The 12,020-nt window shown below is 43.7% G+C and carries 14 protein-coding genes; 7 read left to right on the forward strand and 7 right to left on the reverse strand.

Annotation, left to right across the window (positions count from 1 at the left end; translation table 11 throughout):
- Window positions 1-14: 14 nt before the first annotated feature.
- Genes trkA through def form a run of 4 tightly spaced genes read right to left on the reverse strand, consistent with a single transcriptional unit; the run spans window position 15 to window position 4,244 of the window.
- A complete protein-coding gene (gene trkA, locus OC443_RS00220) occupies window positions 15-1,391 on the reverse strand; it encodes a Trk system potassium transporter TrkA (RefSeq protein WP_073579230.1) in 1,377 nt (458 codons plus the stop codon).
- Between the two features lie 42 nt (window positions 1,392-1,433).
- Window positions 1,434-2,720 (reverse strand): 16S rRNA (cytosine(967)-C(5))-methyltransferase RsmB, encoded by a 1,287-nt coding sequence (rsmB, locus tag OC443_RS00225; RefSeq protein WP_073579229.1) that lies wholly within the window; start codon window positions 2,718-2,720, stop codon window positions 1,434-1,436.
- 43 nt (window positions 2,721-2,763) lie between these two features.
- Window positions 2,764-3,711: a methionyl-tRNA formyltransferase gene (gene fmt, locus OC443_RS00230; RefSeq protein WP_073579228.1), complete on the reverse strand. Its 948-nt coding sequence runs from the start codon at window positions 3,709-3,711 to the stop codon at window positions 2,764-2,766.
- Between the two features lie 11 nt (window positions 3,712-3,722).
- Window positions 3,723-4,244 (reverse strand): peptide deformylase, encoded by a 522-nt coding sequence (gene def, locus OC443_RS00235; RefSeq protein WP_073579227.1) that lies wholly within the window; start codon window positions 4,242-4,244, stop codon window positions 3,723-3,725.
- 221 nt (window positions 4,245-4,465) lie between these two features.
- Here def and dprA point away from each other — a divergent pair, with 221 nt between their 5' ends.
- The 3 genes from dprA to OC443_RS00250 are packed head-to-tail and all read left to right on the forward strand — an operon-like array spanning window position 4,466 to window position 6,676.
- Window positions 4,466-5,605: a DNA-processing protein DprA gene (gene dprA, locus OC443_RS00240; RefSeq protein WP_073579226.1), complete on the forward strand. Its 1,140-nt coding sequence runs from the start codon at window positions 4,466-4,468 to the stop codon at window positions 5,603-5,605.
- 2 nt (window positions 5,606-5,607) lie between these two features.
- Window positions 5,608-6,084: a DUF494 family protein gene (locus tag OC443_RS00245; protein ID WP_073579225.1), complete on the forward strand. Its 477-nt coding sequence runs from the start codon at window positions 5,608-5,610 to the stop codon at window positions 6,082-6,084.
- Between the two features lie 13 nt (window positions 6,085-6,097).
- Window positions 6,098-6,676, forward strand: a complete 579-nt coding sequence (locus OC443_RS00250) for a DNA topoisomerase family protein (protein WP_073579224.1) — start codon at window positions 6,098-6,100, stop codon at window positions 6,674-6,676.
- A 39-nt stretch (window positions 6,677-6,715) separates the two neighbouring features.
- Here the strand turns inward: OC443_RS00250 and OC443_RS00255 are convergent, their stop codons facing one another.
- Window positions 6,716-7,840, reverse strand: coding sequence for a 5-(carboxyamino)imidazole ribonucleotide synthase (locus OC443_RS00255; protein WP_073579223.1), 1,125 nt, complete (start codon window positions 7,838-7,840; stop codon window positions 6,716-6,718).
- A gap of 5 nt (window positions 7,841-7,845) precedes the next feature.
- Complete coding sequence (purE, locus tag OC443_RS00260; protein WP_073579246.1) at window positions 7,846-8,331, reverse strand: 5-(carboxyamino)imidazole ribonucleotide mutase; 486 nt, start codon at window positions 8,329-8,331, stop codon at window positions 7,846-7,848.
- A 201-nt stretch (window positions 8,332-8,532) separates the two neighbouring features.
- On the opposite strand from purE, the gene OC443_RS00265 reads away from it, so the two are divergent.
- From OC443_RS00265 to OC443_RS00280, 4 genes are all read left to right on the forward strand, one after another.
- On the forward strand, window positions 8,533-9,090 hold the full coding sequence (locus OC443_RS00265; RefSeq protein WP_073579222.1) for an L-threonylcarbamoyladenylate synthase: 558 nt from the start codon (window positions 8,533-8,535) through the stop codon (window positions 9,088-9,090).
- Window positions 9,091-9,094: 4 nt separating this feature from the next.
- Complete coding sequence (gene hemF, locus OC443_RS00270; protein ID WP_073579221.1) at window positions 9,095-10,009, forward strand: oxygen-dependent coproporphyrinogen oxidase; 915 nt, start codon at window positions 9,095-9,097, stop codon at window positions 10,007-10,009.
- Window positions 10,010-10,074: 65 nt separating this feature from the next.
- Window positions 10,075-10,911, forward strand: a complete 837-nt coding sequence (aroE, locus tag OC443_RS00275) for a shikimate dehydrogenase (protein WP_073579220.1) — start codon at window positions 10,075-10,077, stop codon at window positions 10,909-10,911.
- Window positions 10,908-11,168 (forward strand): DUF1488 family protein, encoded by a 261-nt coding sequence (locus tag OC443_RS00280; protein WP_073579219.1) that lies wholly within the window; start codon window positions 10,908-10,910, stop codon window positions 11,166-11,168. The genes aroE and OC443_RS00280 overlap by 4 nt, the downstream gene beginning before the upstream one ends.
- A 2-nt stretch (window positions 11,169-11,170) precedes the next feature.
- Here OC443_RS00280 and OC443_RS00285 read toward each other — a convergent pair whose 3' ends face one another.
- Window positions 11,171-11,725, reverse strand: a complete 555-nt coding sequence (locus tag OC443_RS00285) for a gamma carbonic anhydrase family protein (RefSeq protein ID WP_073579218.1) — start codon at window positions 11,723-11,725, stop codon at window positions 11,171-11,173.
- Between the last annotated feature and the right edge of the window lie 295 nt (window positions 11,726-12,020).

Here is a 12,020-nt window from a genome sequence, read left to right on the forward strand (position 1 = left end):
CACTAATTTAATTACTACAGGAACAAGGGGCTGGGCTGGAAGAGAGCCTCAACATCCGCAACGTATCTTTTATTAACAAGGAACATCACGACGTGATCGTCTTGTTCGATAATGGTCCGGTCATGGGCGATTAAAACTTCTTCGCCACGCACAATCGCACCAATCGTTGTCCCTGGCGGGAGTTTGATATCGCCAACAGACCGCCCTACGACCTTGGATGTGACCTCATCTCCGTGTGCAATCGCTTCAATTGCTTCGGCAGCGCCGCGGCGAAGAGATGAAACATTCACAATGTCTGCACGACGAACATGGGTCAGTAATGCTGATATTGTCGCTTGTTGTGGTGAAATAGCCACATCGATGACGCTTCCCTGAACCAGATCGGCATAGGCGCTTCTTTGAATCAGAACCATGGCTTTTTTCGCACCAAGACGCTTGGCTAACATGGCTGACATAATGTTCGTTTCATCTTCGTTGGTCAAAGCAATAAAAACATCAACCTGATCGATATTTTCCTCAGTCAGTAATTCCTGATCAGCTGCATCACCACAAAAAACAATCGTATTTTCCAGCTCTTCAGATAGCAACTCAGCTCTTTTGTAATCGCGTTCTATGAGTTTAACGCTGTAGCTGTGCTCCAGGCGCTTTGCCAGACTGGAGCCAATATTACCGCCACCAACGATCATGACCCGTCGGTATGGCTTTTCTAATCGCTGAAGTTCACTCATCACTGAGCGAATGTGATTACTGGCAGCAACAAAAAATACTTCATCATCGGCTTCAATGATTGTTGTACCCTGTGGTCGTATCGGATGTCCCTGACGGAAGATAGCTGCAACACGGGCTTCTATATGCGGCATATGCTCCCGTAGTGCAGAAAGCGCATTCCCAACCAGAGGACCACCATAGTATGCTTTTACAGCAACAAGGCTGACTTTGTCTTTTGCAAAACTAACAACCTGCAGGGCTCCGGGATATTGAACCAGCCTTTCTATGTAACCTGTGACCAGTTCTTCCGGCGCGATCAGGTAATCAACAGGAACTGCGCCTGAGTGAAACAGCGTTTCTTTCTCGGCCAGATATTCCGGCGAACGAATTCGTGCAATACGGTTAGGTGTATTAAATAAAGTAAAGGCAACCTGACAGGCAAGCATGTTTGTTTCATCGGTATTTGTGACAGCAACAAGCATGTCCGCATCTTGTGCGCCGGCCTCCTGAAGTACATCCGGATGGCTGGCGTGCCCGGTAACAACGCGAAGATCGTATTTATCCTGTAGCTCTCTTAATCGTTCGCTACTTTTATCTACGATAGTTATATCGTTGTTCTCACCAACTAAGTTCTCAGCCAAAGTACCACCGACCTGGCCGGCACCAAGAATGATGATTTTCATAACATAATTCTCTTGTTTGCCACTTACAATGATGTGGTTATATTACTTTTTAACATGCTTTCTTAACACAGCGTAGTAAAAACCGTCCATATCTTCTTCACCAGGTAATATTTGTCTGCCTGGATTATTTTCATCCGAATCTATCAGTTGTGCATTTTCTGTGCGAGATAAAAACGACTTTATTTGTTGACTATTCTCTTGTGGCATAATCGAACAGGTCGCATAAACCAGAGTTCCGCCAGGTTTCAGTTGAGCCCACATCGCATCCAGTATTTCACTTTGAATCGTAGCCAGCGCATTGATATCTTCACTTCTGCGCAGCCACTTGATATCCGGATGGCGGCGAATTACACCTGTTGCTGAACATGGGGCATCAAGTAATATCCGGTCAAACTGTCCGCCATGCCACCAGCTTTCCGGATAACGTGCATCGCCACATATGACTTCTGCTTTCAAATTCAATCTGTTCAGGTTTTCATATACCCGTTTCAGCCTGAATTCATCATTATCTACACTAACAACCTTAATTTCCGGCACATGTTCGAGAATATGTGCGGTTTTTCCTCCCGGTGCAGCACAACAGTCAAGTATCAACTCTTCTGGTTGAGGTTTCAGGTATCGCACGGATAACTGAGCTGCAGCATCCTGAACCGAAACCCAACCCTGAGAAAATCCCGGTAATTTTGATACATCACAAGGAGCGGCCAATTTTATGGCGTCTTCTGCTTCAGAGTGTAGACATACATCAATATTTGAGTCTTTCAACAATTGAAGGTAATCATCTCTTGAATGATGTGTCCTGTTGACTCTCAGCCACATTGGAGCCTTGTTATTGTTGGCCTCAAAGATTTGTTGCCACTGCTCCGGATAGCTCTCCTGAAGAGAGCGGATCAGCCACCCGGGGTGGCAATATTTGGCTGAGTTATTCTGAACTGATTTAAGGTCAAGCTCTTGCTGCCGGCGCTGGTAGTTCCGAAGAACAGCATTGATTAATCCCCGAAGCTTTGAGCCTTTTAGATCATGTGTTGCGTTCACGGTTTCACCTACAGCAGCATGATCAGGGATCCGCATCATTTTTATCTGATAAAGCCCCACTAATAACAAATGATGAAAAACCCTTTGTTTTCCTTTAAAAGGCTTATCCATTAATTCTCTTACAATAACTTCCAACTGGGGAAGATGACGAAGAACACCAAAACATATTTCCTGTAATAGTGCCTGATCTCTTGGTCTGATTTTTTGCTGAAATTCCGGTAAGACGGCAGATAGAGACATACCCTTATCCACAACCTGATATACAACGGAAGCTGCTGCTGATCGAACATTCATGAAGACAACCTGAACTCTTTCATTTTTAATGACTTACGGAAGATTAAGATAACTGGGTTCCGGGTTGAAACCATTCAGCTCTTGAGTTCAGAATATTCTGAACAGACATGGCTTTTTTGCCGGGAATTTGCAGCTCCTGCAGCACAATTACTCCTTTTCCTGTCGACACATGAATCCCTGTCTTATCCGCCTGAATAATTGTACCTGCAGGGTGTTCTGCATGATGTTCCGATAATTGTGCCCGCCAGACTTTGATATTCTGTTCTGCAACATCGAAAAAGCACATAGGCCACGGAATGAATGCCCTGATACATCTTTCGATATGATCAGCTGGCTGGGTCCAGTCTATTTTGGCTTCTTCTTTACTGAGTTTTTTTGCATAACAAGCAAGGTCATCGTCTTGCCTGATTGGTTGTGTCTGGTTTTGTTTCACTTGACTCAAGGTTTCTAACAAAGCTCCCGGGCCCAGTTCAGCCAGTTTTTCGTACATTGATGCACTGGTATCATCAGGCATTATTGGTGTTGTCGCGATATTCAGCATATCCCCGGTATCCAGCCCGATATCCATTTGCATAATGGTTACCCCGGTTTCTTTATCACCAGCCCAGATTGAACGCTGAATAGGCGCCGCGCCGCGCCAGCGGGGAAGAATGGAACCATGAACATTGATACAGCCATATTTGGGCGTATCTAAAACAGCACGTGGCAATAGTAATCCATAAGCAACCACAACCATGATGTCAGCATTTAAATCTTTGAGAACCTGTTTATCATCATCAGATTTAAAATTTTCAGGCTGAAACACCGGAATCTGATGTGTGGCAGCCAGTTCTTTTACCGGGCTTGCAGTCAATTTTTTGCCACGCCCAGCAGGGCGATCTGGTTGTGTATAAACGCCAATAACTTCATGCTCCGAAGACAATAATGCCGCCAGATGACGGGCGGCAAAATCCGGAGTACCTGCAAAGACTATTCGAAGAGATTCAGTCAAGGTAACCTCACTTATTCATGTTTTTTATTTCTTTCGTTGGCTCGTTTTATTTTTTCCAGCTTATCTTTTATCCGCTTGCGTTTTAGTGGAGAAAGGTAGTCAACGAATAGCTTTCCTAACAGATGATCTAATTCATGTTGAACGCAAATAGCCAGAAGGTCTTCTGCTTCAAATGTGTATTCATTTCCGTCTCTGTCCAGTGCTTTGGCCGTGATTTCTGCAGCTCTGGGAACAAGGGCTCTGGAACCCGGGACGGACAAGCAACCTTCTTCAATGCCATCTTCTCCGCGTTTTTCTGTAATTTCAGGATTAATTAAAACACGGGGCTGGTCTCTGGTTTCTGAAACGTCAATGACGACGATACGCAGGTGAATATCAACCTGAGTTGCAGCAAGACCAATACCATCTTCGGCATACATAGTTTCCAGCATGTCATCGACAATTTTTTGTATTTCCGGTGTGACTTTTTCCACCGGTTTAGCGACTTTACGTAAGCGCTCATCAGGAAATGTTAATACTTGTAATACAGACATATACACTCAAATCGTTGAAATGTGTCGAAAGAAAATAAAGTTGAATGCTCCAATTCTAGACATTTTAAGCTTCAATTGACAGCATGTGATAACAATTTAAAGAAGATATAAGCCATTTAACCGGAGTGTCCATTATCTTCTTTTAGTTCTGATTTTTTTCTGAAAGGAATACCGGAATTGTTTTTGAGCGTTATCTCTTTTAATTTTTACAGGAATCTTTAATGAGCTTATATGCTGATTCTGAAGCAGAAAATGAACTTTTACTTTGGATTAAGTTATCAATGACACCTCGTTTAGGGATTAAGAGATTACAAAAAATACTGCGCCATGATTCTTTGTCATCGTTGAGCCGGTATTCAAAAGCAGACTGGAAACATCTTGGACTGAAGCCTGATCAGATCCAATATCTAACCACCGGCGCGAATGGTATTTCTGATGCTTGCATGACATGGAAATGTGAAGTAGAAAACCGCTTTATTCTTCCATATTACGCTTCTGACTATCCTGCTTTATTAAAAGAGACAGCTGGTGCACCCCCTTTGTTATTTGTGCAGGGAAATACAGATGTATTATCTCTCCCTCAGATAGCGATCGTTGGAAGCAGAGCCGCCAGCCATCCTGGCCGGCAGGATGCCTGGCAGTTTGCGAAAGAATTTGTCAGTCATGGGCTGGTTGTGACCAGTGGTTTAGCGATCGGTATTGATGGACATGCACATGATGGCGCTTTGCAAGGCGGCGGGCAAACTGTCGCCGTTTTGGGAACCGGTCTGAATCATATTTATCCTTCCCGCCACCGGAAGCTGGCATCCAGAATTATTGAAGGTGCGGGCGCTTTAATTTCTGAGTTTTGTCCTTCTGAACCGCCAAAGCCAACAAATTTTCCACGCAGAAACCGGATTATCAGCGGGTTGTCTGTTGGGGTACTGGTTGTAGAAGCGGCTGAGAAAAGCGGTTCTCTGATTACGGCAAAGTATGCTGCAGAACAAAACAGAGATGTTTTTGTCATTCCGGGGAGTATTCATCAGGCTGGTTACCGGGGGAGTAATCAGCTGATACGCAGTGGTGCAAGTTTGGTTTTTAATCCCCGGCAAGTTATGGAAGAAGTAGGAACACTCTCTTCATGGACAATAGATCAGAAAAAAAATCAACAAAGTGAGCTTTTTCCCCCATTAAATGTAGACAAAGAATTGCCATTTGCTGAACTGTTAGCTAACGTAGGAGTAGAAGCCACACCAGTTGATATTCTTGCAACCCGGACCAATATACCTGTCTATGAAGTTATGAGGCAACTTTTGGATTTAGAGCTTTCCGGACATGTTGTTGCTGTTACTGGTGGTTATATTCGTAAGGGGAGGGGCTAGCTATGATGATGGATATTCTTATGTATCTGTTTGAAACTTACATCCATAGCGATGCTGAGTTACAAGTTGATCAGGATGAGTTAGAAGATGAACTGCTACGAGCAGGGTTTCATCAAAAAGAGATCTTTAAAGCCCTTCATTGGTTGGAAGAGTTAGCGTCATTACAACAGAGTGATGTTCATTCCCCATTGTCTGTCAGTGCGACAACGGCAATGCGGATTTTTACTGAGAAAGAGTCGGTTCGTCTTGATGCAGAATGTAGGGGCTTTTTGTTATTCCTGGAACAAATAAAAGTTCTGACACCAGAAACCCGGGAGATGGTCATTGACCGTGTTATGGGGCTGGAAACCGCTGCGTTTGAGCTGGATGATCTTAAATGGATTATCTTAATGGTGTTGTTTAATGTGCCGGGAAATGAAAATGCTTATACATTAATGGAAGAGTGGCTCTATACAAACGAGCAGGGTATTTTGCATTAGCAGCTAGTCAGTGATGAGTCGAAATAAAATTAATCAACAGCTTTTTTCTGCCCATGCTCATGCGTTAGCAGAAAAAGGCTTATGTCCCCAGTGTCAATCTCCTTTACAGCTTCGTCATGGTAAACATGGTTCTTTTCTTGGCTGTTCTTCCTATCCGGATTGTGATTACATTCAACCACTTCACCAAAATGACGGGCATATTGTTAAATCACTTGGTGTGAACTGTTCTGAGTGCGGCCATGAGCTGGTATTGCGTCAGGGGCGCTACGGAATGTTTATCGGGTGTAGCAATTATCCTGAATGTGAACATACAGAACCATTTGAATCTCATGAGCAGAAGCCGCAAAAACGATTGATTTGCCCGGAGTGTCATGAAGGTACTCTTGTTGAAAGAAAGTCTCGTTTTGGTAAGGTTTTCTGGGCATGTGATTGTTATCCAAAGTGTAAATTTGCCGTTAATTCTCAGCCTCTGGAAGGTGTTTGTAGTCAGTGTGGTTTTCAGTTGCTGGTGGAAAAGAAAACAGCATCGGGTGTGAAAAAAATCTGTGCCAGTAAAAAATGTGGCTATGAAGAAGACGGCCATGGCACCTGATGGCCGTGCCATGACCAGTATAACCTTTCCTTTATATTTCTATACTTCAGTGAATTGATGGACTGCCGGAAAAGATTCTTCATCGAGAACCTTTGCTAATGAAGCTAAGGTTTGCTGAAGCCCGGTATAATCTTCAGCGCAAACATTTATATGCCCCATTTTTCTGCCGGGGCGCTTTTCTTTTCCGTACCAGTGAATATGGCATCCATCTGTTTCAAGAATTGCTTCGGGTAAAGTATCTTCACCCAGAATATTTATCATGCTTGTTGGGCGAATTAATTTTGTGCTGCCCAGAGGTAAGCCACAAACGGCGCGCAAATGGTTTTCAAACTGGCAGGTTTCCGCTCCCTGTTGTGTCCAGTGTCCCGAATTGTGGACCCGGGGCGCGATTTCATTTACAAGCAGTTTGCCACCGACATCAAAAAATTCCAAAGCCAGAACACCAGTGTAATTCAGCGTATTCGCAACAGCTGAAAACATCGAATGAGCCTGTTTTTGAAGTTCTGGATCATCAATCGATGTCGACAGGCTGAGAACTCCTTTTGTATGGATATTTTCTGACAAAGAATAAATAACAATTTTCCCGGTCTTGTCCCGGACACCGACCAGAGATACTTCGCGATCAAAAGGGACGAACTCTTCTGCAACAACGGCCTGATTCTCTGTTGAATCAATGCTGTTCTGAATTTCCGGCCAGATCTCATCTGCATCTGAACTTGTTTGCAATCGCCACTGGCCTTTACCATCATAACCGCCCAGTGCTGTTTTCAGTACCATTGGGATACCGACATGGCGGATAGCATGATCAAAGTCATCCCTGGTTTTGATGACATAGTATTTGGCACTCTTTACGCCTGATTTATCCAGGATGTTTTTCTCCAGTCGACGATCACCACCGGTTTTGATGGCCTGAGCTCCCGGGAGTAATTTGCCACTTTTTTCACAGTGATGAAGGATATCATGGGGAATATGTTCAAATTCTGCGGTGATGACATCTGCCTGTTCAATGGCAGTATCCAGTCCTGAGCCTAATATTTCCTGCGTGAGCGGATGAACAATTTTCTCACTGACCACATCAAATGCACTAATTCTGATATTCAGAGGTGCACCTGCAAGCGACATCATCCGGGCAAGTTGACCCGCGCCTAAGACAAGAACATGCATCGGTATTATTCCTCATCCGGGTTCGGGTTAGAGAGGACCATGTCTGTCTGAGACTGGCGGAATTGCTCAACTTTCGCCATGACTGAAGGCTCATGAATACCGATAATCTGGGCTGCTAAAATACCTGCATTTGCTGCACCGGCTTCCCCGATGGCAAGCGTACCTACTGCAATCCCTTTTGGCATTTGGACAATCGATAATAATGAGTCCATGCCTTTGAGTGCGCGAGACTGTACAGGTACACCAAGTACAGGAATACTGGTAAAGGCTGCTGTCATTCCGGGTAGGTGTGCTGCGCCACCGGCACCGGCAATAATCACTTTGATGCCTCGTTCTTTAGCTTCACTGGCATAGTCAGCCAGCAAATGGGGTGTCCGGTGAGCAGAAACAACTTTTGTTTCATATTCAACGCCAAATTGATCCAGCATTTCTGCTGCCAGTTTCATTGTTGGCCAATCTGATTTGGATCCCATGATTATTCCGACTTTCATCTCTGATTCCTGTGCCTGTTGATAATGAAAAGAGAAATTTTCGCGCATTATACGGTGAAACCCTGCAAAGGAAAACGTTTGCGTGAAGGTGATGTGTACCAATATTATATTTTAAGTAAATAGCTTTAGTTTTCCTGAATAATCATTTGTACACTACAACGCTAATCTTTGAAAATATGTTGAATACAGGCTACGAAAAGAATGAATAACTTTGAGCAGGTTGTTGCAGCCTTAAATGAAAATGGTGTGATTGCTTACCCTACGGAAGGCGTTTTTGGTGTCGGATGTGATCCAGACTCCCCTGAGGCCATTCAAAAGCTACTGAAATTAAAGCAACGTCCTGTTGAAAAAGGGCTTATTCTTATCGCGGCTGATTTTGAGCAGTTACTTCCATATATCCATGTCCATCAATTAACAGATGAACAGTTAATGCGTGTCAGGTCTACATGGCCTGGCCCTGTCACATGGATTATGCCTGCGGGCTCGAAAGTTTCTCCCTGGTTGAGTGGTCAGTTTGACACGATTGCCGTTCGGGTCACAGATCATCCGCTTGTGCGACAGCTTTGTTCTGAGTATGGCAAGCCAATCACATCGACAAGTGCAAATTTAACCGGATATCCACCGTGTTTAACAACTGAGGAAGTGACAGAACAACTTGGTAGTGAATTAGATGCGATTCTGACTGGCGAAACAGGGGGACGTGACAAACCGAGCGAGATCAGAGATGCCCGCACTTTAGAAGTTTTGAGAAAAGGATAATCCGATGATGCAGACAGATAAGCTGGCAGTAAAAAAATTTCTGCTGAATTTACAGGATGAGATTTGTCACCAGATGGAATGTGAAGATGGTGAAGCTGTTTTTGAGCAGGATCTATGGGAACGAAAACCCGGTGAACGTTTAGGTGGCGGCGGACGCAGCCGGATAATGAAAGATGGCCTTGTATTTGAACAGGGTGGCGTTAACTTTTCTCATGTAACTGGTGATGAAATGCCAGCTTCTGCGACAGCACACCGCCCTGAACTTAAAGGCAGAAAATTTGAGGCGATGGGGGTCTCTTTGGTTGTTCATCCCCGAAACCCTTATATACCAACATCACATATGAATGTGCGCTTTTTTATCGCAGAAAAAGAAGGCGAGCAACCCATCTGGTGGTTTGGCGGAGGTTTTGACCTGACGCCATTTTATCCATTTGAGGAAGACTGCAGAGCATGGCATTCAGTAGCAAGGTCTATCTGCCAGCCTTTTGGGCCGGAGATTTATGAACAACATAAATTGTGGTGCGATGAATATTTTTATTTACCGCATCGTCAGGAAAGCCGTGGAATTGGCGGAATTTTTTTTGATGATTTGAATCAATGGGATTTCAATACATGTTTTGCTTATATACGTGCCGTCGGAGCTGGATATTCCGAAGCTTACCTTCCAATTGTCACTAAACGAAAAGCACTGCCTTATGGTGAAAGAGAACGCCAGTTTCAGCTTTATCGTCGGGGGCGTTATGTTGAATTTAACCTTGTTTTGGATCGGGGGACTTTATTTGGCTTGCAGTCTGGTGGAAGAACTGAGTCTATTTTAATGTCGATGCCGCCACTCGTACGCTGGGAATACAATTATCAGCCAGAGGCGGGATCAGCAGAGGCCGAATTACAAGATTATCTGCAGCCAAGAGAATGGTGACAGTTTTGGTATCAGGTGGTAGTTTCATAGGATGACATTATTATCCGTTTAGAAAGGCAAAACATATGGTTCATTTAACCGATCGATATGCTGTGTTTGGTAATCCGATTCAGCATAGTAAATCTCCGTTTATACACACACTTTTTGCTCGCCAGACAAATCAGGATATGGTTTATACCGCTGAGTCAGCGCCTGTTGATGGCTTTCAGAAATCAGTGGATGAGTTTTTCTCTCAAGGTGGAAAAGGATGTAACGTAACAGTTCCTTTCAAAGAAAAAGCTTATCATTTTGCAGATATGGTTTCTGAAAGAGCCCGGTTGTCCGGAGCTGTCAATACACTGAAAAAGTTAGATGATGGCGGCATTCTTGGGGATAACACAGACGGGGAAGGGTTAGTTTTTGACTTATTACAGCATCAGGTACCAATTGCCGGAGCAAACATTCTGTTGATTGGTGCCGGAGGTGCAGCTCGGGGAGTGGTACAGCCTTTATTGAATCAGAAACCAGCATCTATCGTTATTACAAATCGCACTGTAGCTAAGGCTGAGAGTTTATGTGAAATATTTAGTCCTTTCGGAAATATTTCAGTAAAGCCAATGAGTGATATCAAATCCGGGTTTGATATTATCATTAATTCTACATCAGCAAGTTTGAGTGGTCAGTTACCTGAAATATCTGACTGTATATTTGGTGAAAACAGTGTGTCTTATGACATGATGTATGGGAAAGGGAAGACGATTTTCAATCAATGGGCCGTAGAAAATGGTTGTGCGCATGCCTATGATGGTTTGGGAATGCTGGTTGGTCAGGCTGCTGAAAGTTTTATGTTGTGGCGGGGGATTCGGCCCGGAACCCGGCAGGTTCTCAGTGAATTACGGCGCAACCTCGAAGGTGCTGTATGAATCAATCAGTGATTTTTCCAGACATTCAATCATGGTGTGATGACACGCAGAAAGTTTGTTTTCCTGCACAACAATCCGGTAATCTCATTGAATGTTTCATCTCATTACCTGCCCTGAAAAAAATTTCAGGGCAATCAACTGTCGATAGCAATAATGCGCTGGATGTTTTTGTTCAATACCGTTTCGATATAGAAGAGATAGCAGAAAGTGAAATAGAAAACGATCACTATAATGAGCAAGGGTATATCGAGATTTAGTCTCAGTCCTGTTGAACTGGCATGATTTCATTCAGGTAGTCATTTTTGTTTTGAACATAATTGTCCGCAGATTTAACAAGGAATGCCCGTTCATCCTCAGTCAATGGGCGGGCTTGTTTGACCGGGCTGCCAAGATACAGATAGCCACTTTCAAGCGTCTTACCCGGAGGAACCAAACTACCGGCCCCTATGATGACTTCATCTTCGATGATTGCGCCATCCAGCAGAATTGAGCCCATACCAACCAAAACGCGATTCTTGATGATGCAGCCATGAAGCATGACTTTATGACCAATCGTCACTTCATTACCAATAATAAGAGGATACCCTTGTGGGTTTTTCTTATTTTTATGTGTGACATGTAATACGCTGCCATCCTGGATATTTGTTCTTTCTCCGATTTTAATTGAATTCACGTCTCCACGGGCGGAAACTAATGGCCATACACTTGATTGATCGCCGATCTGTACATCTCCGACAATCACTGAAGTGCTATCTATATAGACGCCTTGACCTGTTTTAGGAGAAATACCTTTATAACTTCTTAAAGCCGACATGACTTAATTTCCTTCTATTTCTATGGTGGTGATATTTTTGGGCTGCTTTCTTAAAGCTATACACCAAATAATAATGCGTCAGATATCAACAACCAACTTCATCATTTGGATCTTACTCATGATAAAATGCAGTAAATCGCCGGAAAATATAGCAAAAGATAAGCGTTTTGTGTGAAAAGCGTTCACTTAGAAAGAAAATTAAAAAAACTTCAAAAAAGTGCTTGCCAGATATAATTACTCCCCTATAATGCGCCCCACTGACACGGGATGGCAACAACAACTGCCTGAACGATGT

The sequence above is a fragment of the Vibrio quintilis genome, assembly GCF_024529975.1.
Lineage (GTDB): Bacteria > Pseudomonadota > Gammaproteobacteria > Enterobacterales > Vibrionaceae > Vibrio > Vibrio quintilis.

Coding starts and splice junctions, on each gene's coding strand:
- purE (WP_073579246.1), bottom strand. CDS start 8,331: ATGAAAGTCGGAATAATCATGGGATCCAAATCAGATTGGCCAACAATG.
- hemF (WP_073579221.1), top strand. CDS start 9,095: ATGATGCAGACAGATAAGCTGGCAGTAAAAAAATTTCTGCTGAATTTA.
- rsmB (WP_073579229.1), bottom strand. CDS start 2,720: ATGAATGTTCGATCAGCAGCAGCTTCCGTTGTATATCAGGTTGTGGAT.
- def (WP_073579227.1), bottom strand. CDS start 4,244: ATGTCTGTATTACAAGTATTAACATTTCCTGATGAGCGCTTACGTAAA.
- OC443_RS00265 (WP_073579222.1), top strand. CDS start 8,533: ATGAATAACTTTGAGCAGGTTGTTGCAGCCTTAAATGAAAATGGTGTG.
- OC443_RS00250 (WP_073579224.1), top strand. CDS start 6,098: ATGAGTCGAAATAAAATTAATCAACAGCTTTTTTCTGCCCATGCTCAT.
- aroE (WP_073579220.1), top strand. CDS start 10,075: ATGGTTCATTTAACCGATCGATATGCTGTGTTTGGTAATCCGATTCAG.
- OC443_RS00285 (WP_073579218.1), bottom strand. CDS start 11,725: ATGTCGGCTTTAAGAAGTTATAAAGGTATTTCTCCTAAAACAGGTCAA.
- OC443_RS00280 (WP_073579219.1), top strand. CDS start 10,908: ATGAATCAATCAGTGATTTTTCCAGACATTCAATCATGGTGTGATGAC.
- OC443_RS00245 (WP_073579225.1), top strand. CDS start 5,608: ATGATGATGGATATTCTTATGTATCTGTTTGAAACTTACATCCATAGC.
- OC443_RS00255 (WP_073579223.1), bottom strand. CDS start 7,840: ATGCATGTTCTTGTCTTAGGCGCGGGTCAACTTGCCCGGATGATGTCG.
- trkA (WP_073579230.1), bottom strand. CDS start 1,391: ATGAAAATCATCATTCTTGGTGCCGGCCAGGTCGGTGGTACTTTGGCT.
- dprA (WP_073579226.1), top strand. CDS start 4,466: ATGAGCTTATATGCTGATTCTGAAGCAGAAAATGAACTTTTACTTTGG.